9 protein-coding genes are annotated in these 14484 nt (G+C 39.4%); all 9 read right to left on the bottom strand.

Going from position 1 to position 14484, the window contains the following annotated elements; genetic code table 11:
* Positions 1-42: 42 nt before the first annotated feature.
* The 9 genes from CJP46_RS18210 to CJP46_RS18160 all read right to left on the bottom strand — a co-directional run bounded on the left by CJP46_RS18210 (position 43) and on the right by CJP46_RS18160 (position 14451).
* Positions 43-630 carry a hypothetical protein gene (locus tag CJP46_RS18210; RefSeq protein WP_094597054.1) on the bottom strand — a complete coding sequence of 196 codons (588 nt, stop codon included), beginning with the start codon at positions 628-630 and terminating at the stop codon, positions 43-45.
* A 260-nt stretch (positions 631-890) separates the two neighbouring features.
* Positions 891-1475 carry a hypothetical protein gene (locus CJP46_RS18205; protein ID WP_094597053.1) on the bottom strand — a complete coding sequence of 195 codons (585 nt, stop codon included), beginning with the start codon at positions 1473-1475 and terminating at the stop codon, positions 891-893.
* 272 nt (positions 1476-1747) lie between these two features.
* Entirely contained in the window at positions 1748-2437 is a 690-nt protein-coding gene (locus tag CJP46_RS18200; protein WP_094597052.1) for a Cthe_2314 family HEPN domain-containing protein, read from the bottom strand.
* 783 nt (positions 2438-3220) lie between these two features.
* A complete protein-coding gene (locus CJP46_RS18190; protein ID WP_094597051.1) occupies positions 3221-5674 on the bottom strand; it encodes a restriction endonuclease-like protein in 2454 nt (817 codons plus the stop codon).
* Entirely contained in the window at positions 5646-7796 is a 2151-nt protein-coding gene (locus CJP46_RS18185; protein WP_094597050.1) for an McrB family protein, read from the bottom strand. The genes CJP46_RS18190 and CJP46_RS18185 overlap by 29 nt, the downstream gene beginning before the upstream one ends.
* Positions 7797-7886: 90 nt before the next feature.
* Positions 7887-8744, bottom strand: coding sequence for a restriction endonuclease (locus tag CJP46_RS18180; protein WP_094597049.1), 858 nt, complete (start codon positions 8742-8744; stop codon positions 7887-7889).
* Positions 8745-8897: 153 nt separating this feature from the next.
* Positions 8898-9464: a DNA/RNA helicase domain-containing protein gene (locus tag CJP46_RS18175; RefSeq protein WP_094597048.1), complete on the bottom strand. Its 567-nt coding sequence runs from the start codon at positions 9462-9464 to the stop codon at positions 8898-8900.
* Positions 9465-9739: 275 nt separating this feature from the next.
* A complete protein-coding gene (locus tag CJP46_RS18165; RefSeq protein ID WP_094597046.1) occupies positions 9740-12517 on the bottom strand; it encodes a DEAD/DEAH box helicase family protein in 2778 nt (925 codons plus the stop codon).
* 2 nt (positions 12518-12519) lie between these two features.
* Positions 12520-14451 (bottom strand): DNA methyltransferase, encoded by a 1932-nt coding sequence (locus CJP46_RS18160; RefSeq protein WP_094597045.1) that lies wholly within the window; start codon positions 14449-14451, stop codon positions 12520-12522.
* Positions 14452-14484: the final 33 nt, after the last annotated feature.

Here is a 14484-nt window from a genome sequence, read left to right as displayed (position 1 = left end):
CGAAAGGCTTAAAGGAGCGTATCAATATCAGAAGTTATCAACTCAACTAAATATATTATTCAATTCTGTCTTAACTTCGTCATTGATTAGTCTAAGTTCAATCAATAGTAACCATAGAGTTATAAGGAGCTCTCTTAGTCTAACTACTAGAGATTCCTTATACTTTTCTTTGTAATTCGCCTTGAACTCCTCAGAAAAACTATTAATAAACTTATTATATGTTTCTTCATTAAATTGGTAGTTAAGATCATGAGCATAATTATTTCTTATTCTGTTAAGGAAATTAATTGGATTTTTTAGTTCCAAAGGAATTGCCCCGATAGCCAATAAGATTTTTAATGTACTCGCGAATCTTGATTGGTCTCCAAGTTCTTCAGGATGTTGTAATTTAATTTTCAGCATTTCCTTCATTTCATACTCAATATATAAATGTGCTCTTAAAATTATTTGAAAGAAGTTCTCCCCATTGGTTTCATCAATAAATTTATCATGTTGCTCTTTAAATTTAACTGCAATTATATCTAATTGTTTAATAAAGTCCTCGCCTAAATCATTAATTCGTTGTTTTATTAATTCTTTATCTGTCATTTCGTCCTCCAATATGATTTTTGATAACGTTTCTGTATTCACGACGTCCCACCACCTTAAGGCTCAGAAGGAACCGGCCGCGCCTACTTCTGGCGACCAAGGATCCCCAATTAGAATAATTCACGACGTGACCCAGCCTAAGATAAGAGCTATCTTAGGCTGGGTCGTGTGTCGTTTGATCCATCTTCCATGATTATATATCGGACGACCAAGGGGCTTAAGCCTCGCAGCGTGAATTTAATAAGAAGTGCGTATTCTTCAATGATATACTGTCAAACATCTTTCTGAAGATCATTATTAATCTATTGTTGACCGTATATCCTCAAAAGTCTTTGATAATATTCTTCATCTTGTACAACTTTTAAATACTCAACCTGTTTTTGCTCATTTAACATTTGGAGATCTATAGCCTTTTCTCCAGTCGGAGGTATCTTTGACGATATTAAAGATTCAATAAGTTTTGTAAGGGGTTCACCTATCGCTTGTTTAAAATTGAATCCGAGTATTTGAAGTATATTAAAAGTTTCCTTTGATAATATTGGTTTAAAGATATCAATATTCTGTCTTAGCTTTTCAGCATCTTCATTATCACTTTGTTGTAATAAACTCTCTAGTAACGGCACAATGCTATTAGTAATATAATCAATATCTTTATCAGACAACTTCTGTGTAATTAATTGTTCTTCATATACTTGAGTTATTTGGATTAGTTGATTTTTATCAGAAATTAACTCGTTAATTATTTCCTCAAGACTATTAATTACTTCTTCCTGGTTACCTTTCTTTTTAACTGCGCGGATTTTATCAAAGATTGCTTCAACACTTTTCTTTCCAACATGGTTTACCAATTCTGATGTCACCTTAATTATTTCTGGATTGAAATCCATATCGATACTCTCCTTGTCTCGTATAGATATCTAAATCTATATCAATGATTATGTTGGTTTTATGCCGATTTCTTATAACGTTTCTGTATCTACGAACCCGAGAGTTTTAAGGAAGCAACGCGACCGGGTCCGACGAATTTAGCCTCGTAGGGTTGTGAGCTGAATATACTTCTTCGCTTTCCACATCTTGCGAACCAAGGGCCGAACGGCCAGCAGCGTAGATATGATGTTATGAGGTTTCATCGCCTTCGTTGAAATACTGAAAAAATCTCTTAGTTTTTAATTACTTCAATACTGCGCTTGAGTAATTCTAATACTGATTTAATATTGTCATATACCACTCTCGAGCTATAATATTCTTGTACATACTCTATAACCATCCCATTTTCATCTATACTTCGTACTAATCCTGGCATGTTTGGAGAGTAATTGTGAGTAATCTGGTTCCTATAAGTATTTGCTTTAATAAAATCAATATTGTTTATAATTTCAAACAACTTTAGGAACATATCATTATCTTTTCTCTTCAACTGCCTAACCACTTTCTTGAATTCAATTTTCTTCATCTTCAAATCGTACCGAATGTTAAGTATGTGTCCAATTACTTCCCAACATGAAAACACTTTAAAATAAAAGACATCCGAGTAGTAATCAAACTTTTCTTTATTTCCAAAATGATGTGGTTCAAAGTCTTTGAAGGTATCGTTAGTATTCCTCTTTTCAGTCTCATCAGGTATCCCTAATTGATAATAAAAAGTTAATAAAATATAACTTTCGACAAGTGACCTAAATCTCTGTATTAACAGTAATCCATGTGAGTTAATTATCGGACTATCCAATATATCAATCACTTCAGGATTATTGTTATAAAAGCTAGAGGATGAAAAATCAAATCCTACAAATGGGCTATTATTAATGATTCCATCCCATTCTTCTTCGTTAGGATATCTAATATATTTCATTTTTCATCCTTCTTTCTCAATGATTTCTCATAACTCCCAATTCTATGAATGTCACATAACTCCCTCTCCCCAACGAGTTTGTGACATTCGTATTACAGCCTAATTTCCAGCGGTAAGCGAAAGCGGATTCCTTTAATGCTTGTATGGGTAAGTTACAATCAACGCTAGTTACCAAAGAAAAATTCCTAATATTTTTAAAGAACTCTCTTTTTTAATCAATACAAATGGTTCATATTACTCGAGTACTTGAATCGATAGGAATGGGCTTCCTACTCCCTACTACCTATCACGCTTCCCCACACTCCCCGCCTTTTCCACATGCTCAGCCCGAATCTTTGGCTCAGTTATATTCGCATCACTCAACGCCTGATAAATCTTCTCGATGTCAGAATCCGTCAGAACGGCATCGACTTTCTCCGCATGTATCCGGTTCATTTTACGTTGGATATATTCGGACAGTTCAACATCATACACAATCAATTCGTCTGACTAGATTTTTTTAAGTTCCCGATCCACGCTGAGCCGGTAACGCATCGTAAGCGAAACGAGCGAGATAGAGCGGCTACCTTGGTAGTCGGGGAGGTAACTCTTAATCGCTTGAATATAGCCGTAATTTTTACATAACAGAATTGTACATTTTAAAACGGTTGCTTACAGTCAATGACTTAGCCTCGCGCTTCCCCTAATCCCCTCTGTGTAGTTCTTCAATGATAAATAAACCTTGCGGGGTAGTCACCACATGAATCGATCTGCGAATTCCCCGTGCCGATTACGCAATGTTAATTATTCATTCTTCACATCGCTTTCCTCCAATAAATCAACCTTCACCTGCTTCGCCAAGTCCACATACGTATGATCCAGCTTAACCTTCACTTTCCCGGCACGCCGTTTCTCCCGCCATTCCTGTAGCTGCTCTTCCGTATCCAGCTTTAATTCAGCAAGTTCACGGGCCCGGTCCAGCATATATTTCGACGTATACAAAACCGTATAAATCCCTATCCCGCCTAATTGAATAGGCTGCTGAAGCTTCTCCCAGGACTCTAAGGTGAATCTGACGTACAGCTCATTTTCTCTACCCGGCCGAGCCGGGCGTTCTTTGATCTCCCCACGCCGGACGACCTGCCAGTCTTTGACTTTGCCATAATAGTGAATTCCCGTACGGCCTGTATGATCAAATTTTTTCCGAGACTGGCACATTGCGATGTACTCCAGCTGCGTCAAAATTTTGGCATCGGACAGGTTCTTGAGCGGCATGTGGTAGATGTTATAATCCAGCATGACCTGCAACTGGGAGACGTCTCGAAGAGAGCCGACCAAGACATTTTTTCCGCTTAACTTATTCGCAAAATATTCCTGGGTTCCCCGCGGTTTCGTGGATCGTTCATACGCTTTCTCCGGACTGTCTAAAATAATTTCGTCCAAGAACTGCTCTACCAGCTTCGTCGATCCCGGCAAAAAAGGGAACGCCCCCACGTTCATCAGCTCAATGCTTTTATAGAAACGGTGCTCCTTGAATCGATCCTCATCATGATAAGGGAACAAAACATAAGCCCCAAACATATTCCTTTCATACTCCTGAGACGAAGCATTCAGGCTGACTATCGCATCCCGGTAACGATGCATCGTATTGATGTCATCTTCCACTGGTCCCGGTGCACGATAAGCATTGAAATAAGCATCACCTTCATAAGCCGGATTCAAACGATATTTGGCGTCAAATATATATTGATACACCTTCTCCCGCCCGGCATCTTTTTTACTTAAAGTCAGCACATTGTCGGGCCGCTGTGAGAGTGTTGGGGTTTTGCTCTTTCCGAAACTTAAATTGTAGTAGAGAGTGAACACTTCACCCGTCTTTGGATTCACATATTCCATCTTGGCTGTTGGTTTCTTATCTAAAGTTACATAAATACCGTTCCGATTTACCGTTACGATATCCTGGCTCTTGAGCTTGTACTTTCTACCGAGAATTTCATTGAGCTTAAGAAAACACCAATATTCATAAAGCTGCGCCACGTCCTTCATCGAGAGGCGGAGCAAATCAGTTTGAATGGACAAACCCTTCAGCAGCATCAAATAATAGCGGTACACATCCCTATACCCTGGTGCCATTTGCATAACCAAACTGACCGTGAAATGTTGTAGCTTCCCCACCTCACGCAAAAAGCTCGCATGCAACACCTGTTCCACTTGGCTCGCCATTTGATCTAAGCGACGTAATAGCAAAACATCTTCTTTCCGCTGCTGCATCCCTTGCGGTTCTTGCAAACGACGTTTTAGCTTTGATAGGTTTCCTTTGACCTGTTCCAGCATCCACTTTACGAACCGATTTTCATTCGTATCGTAGGAAACTTGCTTCTTGGATTCGATCAAATGCGTCGCCTCATAAAGCCGATTCTCAATCCGGACATATCCATGCGTGGGATCTTCAAGAAGCCTGCCTGCCCTCTTGTTCAAAAAAGCGATGTTCTCCTTCCCCGCCTTCCGAACCTTCTCAGCAGGTTTTACCTGACGGTCGGTCACTAAATGATGATGCGGCTGCAACGTAATTCGTCTTACAGCTTCCAGCAAACGCTCAAACACAAATTGCAGAATCGTGTAATACTCCGTCCAGCTTTGACTCTGCGTCTCTCTTAACCCGGTTAACTGATAAGTCCTTCTCATAAAATCAAACGAAAGGTTATAAATCTGGCTGTTCACTTCGTGCAGCAGCGTCATATAGTCTTGCTTGTAATCCAGCTTAACGGGGAATATTTCAAGTTCAAGCCGAAACACCGTTTTTCCGGCCAAGCGGAATTCAAGCTCCGTGTAGCCGACTTCATTTTTAAAGTTCAAGATGCCGGATAGAACCATTTTCCCTACAGGTTTAACGCTCTCCCGCAAGCTGATGTTGTCATGGTAAAAAGTCAGGTCCAACGGTTGCTGCTTCTTTTCCACAATAAGCTCATAGTTCCGAGTCTCGTAAAAACAAGGAAAAGCCGGCATGCCCTCATGCCAGTCCACTAATCCCCCATCTAAATGGGAAAAAACCTTCACTTCCTCAATTTGCAATTGAGAAGCTAGACTTGAAAACTTAAGTAGGGCATTGATCCATTGCCCTTCCTCATCCCTATGCAACACTAGCGTTTCGACCGTAGGATGAGTTGGACGTCCTTTTAGATACAGCGTAAAAAGATTAGTCTCCACGCATAACAACTCGATATCAGCATTAGGAGAGCCAGAAGGAGGTAAATCCATCTTCCTCTAACCTCCTCAGCATAAACGCCAGCTTCCGTGCGCTTTGGGGATATTTCGCGGCTGGGGCTTCTTTGCCGGCACCCCATCTGGAGTACAAGGAGGAGGCGTCATCCAGTAAATCGTTGACCTTAAGTGATTCCCCTTCCAAACAAACTTTTAGAAGTTTTAGGAGCACTCTTCTTACAGACTGATGACTGCCTTGGATACGAGGTAAAATCTTCTGAAGCAGCTGCAAATCAAAAGCTTCATCCTCCGGCAGCAACCCAAAACGCTCCGCATAAATGCTATAAAAACTGATCGTATCCCGGATTCTAAACCCAACCTGGGCATGAATTTCTTCAAGTATTTGGTTTATCGCGACTAGCTTGTTTGTTGTACGATTCACCAATTCTTTATTTTCGGCATCGACGTTCACTAGATTTAAATAATCGGCACGAAAAAAACGTTGAGAAACAGGCGCGATTTCCACGATTTCCTGTTCTTCATCGCCTTCTGACCATGGCAATTGTGTTAAGTCGATATGATTAAATTCCAAGGTATTGGCTCGGTCGAGCACCTTTTTGCTGAACGGGTAGGTCGTCTCATCCATGTTCACCGTGCCAATGAGATAGATATTTTCAGGAATGCAGAGGTCCCCATAGAGCTCTTGATCTTCAAGTCGATCCAGAGAGGCATATGGAATAAGCGGTTCGGTTACGATTTGGCCATCCATCCAACGCTGACTCTCCAGCAAGCTAAGGAGATCGCTGAAATAATGCTCCACCCGAGCCAAATTCATTTCATCTAGACATATAAAATACGGCTTATTCCGGTTCACAGGCAGCGAAGCGGTGACCATAACTTCCGTTAACCTGCCTGGCTTAAAGCGGCCGGATAAATCCTGATAACCAATGAGATCCGAAGGATCGTTCCAATCCGGACGTACCGGGATCAGCGTAAATTGACCGCTTTCCCCTGTAGCTCCTACACTCTCTGCGAAAAGCTTCACGAGTTTAGTTTTACCTGTCCCCGAAATACCTGCCAGGATGACGAATGGTTTGGTTTTTAGTGAGAGGTAGAAGTTTTCGATGAGAGGATCGGGGTAGTGGAATCCGTTTTGTTTTATAAATGCTTTAATTTGATTAACCGTCTCTCTGACATCTTCATCCTTGATTTCAGGCAAAGTAATTGTCTCTTCTATAACAGGGTTCGCAACTTCAAATTGAGTAAAAGTAGGCCAATTGACGTCTTTAGATAAGTGTTGAATGAGCTGAAGTCCAGGAATCGTAAAACGGTACAAATAACCTTGGTTCACTCCACCTATAGAATTTAAAGGGCCTTGAGTAATATTCAGTTTCATTAATTGTTGATTGAATAGCTCTAACGGAATAGCTGGCGAAATTTCAAAATAATCCGTTCTAACCAACCGTCCCTCTTCTTCCCAATTCGAGTTGGCAAAACTGCTAGGTCTTGGAGCAATTTGGGCTGGGTCTATAACTCGGCTAACGTATCTTAAATGCTTATTGGCATAATGGAGAATAATATCTCCCGTCTTTACTTCTCTCATGGTTTCCCAATGGTGGACGTAGTTACCATTGGAATTTTTCAAAGGGGCCCATATGACACCTTCAGTTTTTCCTGCATAGATCGTGTTACCTTGATTTACCCACCAGACATTAGGTGACCCTTGTTGGGTGATTAGCTCAATTCGATATTCGAACGGTGAACCGGTGGCATAGAACTCGATATATTCGGCTTGAGCATCAGGAACCACTATATTCTTCTTTCCAGTGTTCTCCGCTTTCTTGGCTGTAATATACTGGTATGTAGCTTGGAACTGAGAGATCATGAACTGCTTGAGTTCTTTATTAGAATCATAACGGATTTGAAGGGCTTCACGATCTGCTGATTTTTGATCCACATTTTGCAGCCTAGCCTCGAAAGTTTGATTTTTATAGATGAATACAATCTTTTGACTGGTGCCTAATGCCGGAGCTTTGCCCTGGTTAGCTTCACTAAAATCAACATGAAATTCAACAGGAATTTGCGTACCATATTCAAAAATAGAAAAATCGACCTTTTTACGTCCGATCAGATTCGAGATTTCGGAATCTTTCCACCAGCTTCTGAGAGTTTTGATCATAGCGCCTCCTTGAGCGAATAGCTTCGTGATGGTATAAAATTTACTGACTGAATAAGTTGTGTAGTTTCTGAACCTGCAAAACTGTTTTGTTTATATTGCTTTGGTATTTCGGCACTTCGGAAAGTTACTACAACCCCAAAATTCCGTACCTTGTTTTCCTTTTCTTCTAACCATTGGGGCACCACATTTGCATGTTATACTGCCGGTTGCCGCCACCTCTCTTTTTGTCTTAACTATTTCGGATTTAGCTGTGGCTACATTTTTTTCAATTGGGCTTCGTTTTTTACTAGGCTGCCACTTTCCCCAAGCTCTAAGCTTATGCTCTACAAGACCGCCATGCCAATAATCCACTTTAAACTGTTCCGCTTCCTTCTTCGCAGGAGGAGTCAGGTCGGAGGTGGTGACAAGCAAGGATAAAATACAATCATGATTTCTCTTTGCTGCAACTAGTTCGCGTACGGTCGTGACGGGAACCAGGTTATGGTCCGCATAACATTTGGCTTGCACTGCAGTCTTTTCACCGCGACGGTCAATAATGACTAAATCCACTCCACCGTCGCTTCCTCCCACACCGACCTCCTTAACGGTATAACCTTGATCCCGGAAATAAAGAGCGAGTAATCTTTCGAATTCAGCTCCAGTTAAATCGTCAAGTTGGCTTGTAAGGATAATCTCGTCTGATCTCACTGAGTTGCTGGCACGTCTTGTTGCAGTTGAGCTTTTCTTTTGATTTGGTTTAGCAGAGTATTGCTTTTTATTCGTACGTCTCTTCCGTGTCCACATCGCACCAAGAATTTCTGCTGCTGAAACAGCAACAAGAATAATGCCAAAGAAGAAACCCCAATGTAATCCTGGAATACTAAAATAAAGCGCGAGTCCACCGATAATAAATAAACCTCTCAAAACGTATGCAATCTGCTTGCCTTCTGCTTTGTATGTCCTAGCCACTCACTACTCATCCTTCCGGTTATGTATATATCCATTTTTCGACAATTGCTCCTATATTCCCTCTAATTTAGGTAAAAAGAAATGCACCCTTCTATGGGTGCATTGGAACTACATAGGTGGTTCAATAGATCTATCAATTTCCGTGTCTGTAATTCAAGAGTTGGTAAGTTGAATTCTTTCCAATAGATCGTTATGAAGGTTTCTATCTCTACAGTAAACGTAGCACCCCTTCATTCCCCGAGATAATAGCACTTTATATATATTTTTGACCAGTTCGGTTAACTTTGCGGGATCTTTCTTTAATCCCTTCTTGCCAACCGTATCTTTATATTCATCATAATCGGCATAAAGAGTCATAGTTTGGGGATCAAACTTAAGATCTTTGCCAATAATGACACCAACATAATCAAACTCAAGGCCTTGGGAAGTATGGATGGATACAACCAATCTGATCGATACCGTCGGGATGAACAGCCCAAGTAGTTGAAATCGCTCGTCCATTCCAAGGCATGCTAAAATCATGCTCTTCGATAATGACGTCATCGATTTCCCCGTTGCGGTTTCCTTCATCTTCTTTTGTCCAGGTCCAAGCAATCCAGCCAGCATTCGTGACTTCATTCCATTTTCTTCTTTTTCTTTGATTTGTTTCAACAATTCATGGGGATTATCGAATAGCTGAAAGTCAAAGGCTGATTTATCCCAGCCATTAAATACCCCAATAGACTTCGTTTAGGTCATGAAATTTTAATGGTTTTACGATTGTCTCTGCCAACTTTAGAGTTAAAAGATATGGATTATCATTCTTTGTTCTCATACAATTCAGAACGTTACCGAATAATTTCCTATCAGGGTAAATCTCAATCATGGCACCACGATAGGAGTGATTTTTCTTCCATTCATCATACTTTTGACTTATCCGATCGTAAGCAAGTCTATAAATCAAATTACACGTTTTTTCATAGGAAGACTCTGGCGTTTTCTTTGTTCTCGCCATTTTACTCATCACTCAGAACGATACCAGTAGATAATTCTAAGGTTTCTTGAGCGGGGGAGAAATCAGATTTTACCTGCACATGGGTAATCTCTGCAAGTTGAGCCATAGTTTTTTGACCGTCACCCTTAGTGTAGAATTTCAGCCCACTAATTCGGACATTCTTTGAATCATCTTCAAATTCCATTTCTGCTTGATGGTCGGTCATATACAATAGCAAGTCTTGTTTCCATAACTCGCTGACAAACCTGTCACCGCTCATTCCTTTTGGTTCAATGAATATTTGGAAATAAAACTCGCTATCCTCAAGGAATAAAATAAAGTCAGGTTGAAAACCTTGTAAGTGCATGTCTACTGTTTCACCTGCACGATTGATCCGTGAGCCATATTGGTGCAGTTTAACTTTTTCACTTTTGGCTGACTCCCGGTGCATATTCTCATCCATTCGAAGTAGGTAGACACCCTTGTTGTATTTTTGTTTTAACTCGTCCACATGGGCTTTTATTCGCTCAATCAACTCATATTCTAGCTTGTTGACGATTGCTTTTTCATAAACGTAAAATTCATCGTCCATTTCGTAAGCGTCAACCTTTTGAGTTGCTTGAATCAAGAGATTTGCGGTGTCATACTCTGGAACACGCTTCTTGTAATTTGTCAGGTATTCTCTAATCGGATAGCCGATAAATTTGTTTGTTCCCCGTTGTTTGATATAACCAGATTTGAATTTCACTTCATACTCTTTCAATAAGTCGATAGTCACTTTTAAAATCTCATCTGCTGAGATATCTGAAGTTTTATATTCTTTGGGAACAGCTAAAAAAAGCTTCATTTTTCCTGCATTTAACCATTTTTCTCCATAGATAAATTCTTTCATAGAAGTCAAGAGTGGTAAATACTTTTTCAAATTATCAAACTGGTAAAACTCCAAACGTTGGATGGCTTTCTTAATGAAACGAACATCAAATATTTCTATACCGATAGTTTTTGTTTCAATATTTTCAACATTAGCTTTATAAGAAACTTCCCGACTACCATAGTTTAAGCTTCGAGAAATATCTGACTTATGGTTAATTCCATATTTTTCAATAGAGTCGAACCATTCATCTGATACGTCCTCGGCTTCGTTATAATAGATTTTCCCTGTTTTATAGGTATCTGTTTTCTTGAAAGAAGGTTTAACTTTAATTTCAATAGGCGGATTTTTCTTATCTTGTCCCGTTGGTAAATCCATTTGTTTCAAAGAACCCACTAGCTGTTTCAAATATTGAGGTTCATTCATTGTATGGTAGTGGAGGGTTTCCAAAAATAATTGCTTATTTGAGGAATCATTGTCATATCTCCGCTGATAGCTTTTCTCACCATCAATTTCAAATGGATAATACCTTGCACCACGTCCAATCAGTTGAGCCTCAACTATTGTAGCGTTCTTATTCGTAGCTGCTTCTTTTTCGATACGAACAATATCATACAGATTAAGTACATCCCATCCCTCTGTCAGTTTTGCCACAGCAAAGACCACTCGATAGAGGTTATTTGGGCTTTCAAGCGTGTTCAAAGCTTCATACTGTCCTTTTTCAAGCATATTTCCACTAGTATCATTAGCATTCAAAATATTTCGTGGATCAAAGTCTTGTTTAATCTCACGTACAATCTTTGCTAAATCCACTTCATTTTGTAAGTAGTAGTTATAAGCTAATTCCAGCGCAGAGCTTTCATTACTATCCAATAGTCGCTGACGTTTAATGAATGTCACTAAATCACTCACGTTTAGGTTGGCAATGAGTTCATTAAATACCTTTGTTGCTTCAAGTGAGATTGCAATTTGGGGCGATTTGAACATAATCATAGGCTTAAACGATCCCGTAACACCCTCAACATAGGCACGATATTTTCTATATTGTGAGAGTAAAACCACGTTTAGCATTTTATCTTCATCACTTGCCGATGTTTCAATGCGCTTAACCTGCTTTGAATAACCATCAAACATAAATTTGCTTAATGGATAACGATAAACGACTTTATCACGATACTTGTTGTAAATTGCCTCCTTCTCGAAATCCACAGTCGCCGTGAACTCTAACAAGAGATTCTTGTGTTCCTTATCATCCCTAGCCATTAAAATCTTATTGATAGCAAATTCCCATGTGTTCTCGGCTTCTTTCTCTGCCTTTGTACTTGCTGAATAGTGGTGAGCTTCATCAGCTAAAACAACCACAGGATGATTTTCGTAATCAGATAGCCCCATGGTGTTCTCTTTTAACACAAACAAATCATCTGATACCTTTTGCACGGATGAAAGTTTGATATAAATAGTATTATCTTGGCGAACACGAGGAAAACGCTCAACTTGTCGAATATAAATACGTTGTCCCTCAATTTCAATCTTCTCTTGAAAAAGATACTTTTCACTATTTCCATTTACCAGATTGTCCTTCGTTTTCATAAGGACAGAATTGGTATTTACCGTAAACAAGAAATTCTGATACTTGTGTTCTTGATAAAGATAGAGAACTAGACCCGCCATCAAATCCGTTTTTCCTGAACCAGTCGCCATGTTAAAGAGAACGTGTTGCGGACTGGGGTTAATCTGAGTTTGTGTATAGTGGTAGTTACGCATTGCTTCATCTTGATAATCACGTAATGTATGGAACAAATTTTGATTGATATACTCTGGAATTACATACCCTTGATGTTGGCTCAACATGTCATGTTCCGCTTCTTTTGCCTGCTGAATTAATGGGAATTGGCGAACCTTAGCAGGAGTTTTCTTTGCTCTTGCCATATTCACTCACCACCTTCATAGAACGCTTTGTTAAAGGCGTAGTCCTCGTCAGAAATTAAGTCACGGACATTCTTATCATCAATTTCCGAGTAATTATAGTAAAGTCCGTTCTTATCAAGCAACTTCACTAGAAGACGTTTATTTTCATCAAATCCTTCTACCCAGTCAATTTTAGATAAATCAGCACGGAAAGAAATATCAGCAGGTTCTTCTGTATCAGTGCCTACTAGCATACGTTCATAAACTGATTTGAGCTCCTCAATAGTCTTTGAGTGGATGACATCTTGAAGGTAGCCCATGTTTTTAGGAAATAGTTCAGCATAGACGAATGAACCGCCGCCTTGCCAGTTGACATCTTTAGAAATTCCACCTTGCTCCCCATCTATTACTTTTTGTAACCTTGGGACAGACACAGTATTGATGTAGTCCATTTGCTCAATCCCAATAAAACGACGATTCATTTTCATTGCGACAGCTTGTGTGGTTGCCGAACCCATGAAGAAATCCAAAACAATATCATCTTCTTTGGTAGATACTTCTAAAATGCGTTGGATAAGCTGTTCTGGTTTTGGTGTAAGAAAAAGAGCTTCCCCATCAAACAAGGATTTAAGAGAATTTTTAGCCACTTCGCTAGTTGATACATCAGAAGCGAACCAAATCGTTTCAACAGTCAATCCTCGTTCTTTCGCATTTAGATATGTTTTTACTCTGGGAACACCATTTCCATCTTTACCAAACCAGATTCTGTTGTCACTAATAGCTTCCTGCATTGTTTCCTTGGTATACAACCAACCTCTACCACTTGGTAGTTGATGAACTTTTCCATTAGGTGCAACTAATTCATAAAACTGCGATGGAGTCGCATGTCCTGCCTGTGCCGTTGCGGGGTCAGATTTCCACAATCCACGAGGGTCATTATCTGGATTTTTATAACTCGATAAGGCTTTTTCAGTCATTGGTAACTGCTTAATAACTTTGTTAGTCAAATCAACTGTCTTTGAATAACACAAAATATATTCATGGCGTCCAGAAACCATTTTTCTGTTCTCACGATTGGTTCTTTTTTCCCAGATGAAATTAGCAATAAAGTTTTCTTTTCCGAATACCTCATCCATGAGGACTTTCAAGTATGCTTGCTCATTATCATCACAATGTGCGAAAATAACTCCATCATATTTAAGCAGTATTTGGGCAATTTCAAGACGATTTTTCATAAAAGTCAGCCATGCTGAATGGTTAAACTTATCATTGTAATTAAATGAGTCACTTCCAGTATTGTAGGGGACATCTACATAAATACTCTTAATTTTTCCACCCAACGAATCGCTGAGTGCGTGCAACGCCAAAAGATTATTTCCTTTGATAATCAGATTGTCTTTCTCCTTATCAAAGGAAACAATCCCATTATCTACCTCTGTGCTGTGCTGTGTTGACTGATTATCACCGTAGCGTTTCACATTTACAAACACTTTTTTATCAAATAAACGGTCAATTTCGTCTTTCTCAATGACCTGATTTAAGAAGGCGTCATCATAACCTTCCTCATTATCCTCCTTTGTCATAGAAGCAGTGAGCACGCCATCTTTGAATGGAAAATCTAAGACAACATCTTGGCTATCTTGCAAAAATTTCCCTTTTGAAGCCAGGCCCACACGGTTCTCGTACCTGGTATAGCTTGTGTCCCAATAATCATTATAGAGAATCGCTTCCTCAAGTTGCTCAATTTGGAATAACTTCTGACCTGCTACCTCTTTAATAAAGTGATGTTTAATTAAATCAACTTCAAACAATTTGCTAAGAAGTGGTTCATCGTAGTTTCGTAAATCATCCGTGAGTTTTGAGCGGTTTAATTCCTCTCCAATAAAATACTTACCGCCAAAAGAAGATAATGCTATTTTTAACTCATCAAAAATCTTCGGTTCAATCTTTGCCATTTTATTCATCCCTTTTATGACTTTTTTCTAATT

This window comes from Paenibacillus sp. XY044 (assembly GCF_002257645.1).
Lineage (GTDB): Bacteria > Bacillota > Bacilli > Paenibacillales > Paenibacillaceae > Paenibacillus_AQ.
This window is presented reverse-complemented; position numbering and strand designations above follow the sequence as displayed.

Bases quoted from the DNA above. Each gene is read 5' to 3' on its own strand.
- CJP46_RS18185 (WP_094597050.1), bottom strand. From the start codon at position 7,796: ATGATCAAAACTCTCAGAAGCTGGTGGAAAGATTCCGAAATCTCGAAT.
- CJP46_RS18190 (WP_094597051.1), bottom strand. From the start codon at position 5,674: ATGGATTTACCTCCTTCTGGCTCTCCTAATGCTGATATCGAGTTGTTA.
- CJP46_RS18205 (WP_094597053.1), bottom strand. From the start codon at position 1,475: ATGGATTTCAATCCAGAAATAATTAAGGTGACATCAGAATTGGTAAAC.
- CJP46_RS18200 (WP_094597052.1), bottom strand. From the start codon at position 2,437: ATGAAATATATTAGATATCCTAACGAAGAAGAATGGGATGGAATCATT.
- CJP46_RS18160 (WP_094597045.1), bottom strand. From the start codon at position 14,451: ATGGCAAAGATTGAACCGAAGATTTTTGATGAGTTAAAAATAGCATTA.
- CJP46_RS18165 (WP_094597046.1), bottom strand. From the start codon at position 12,517: ATGGCAAGAGCAAAGAAAACTCCTGCTAAGGTTCGCCAATTCCCATTA.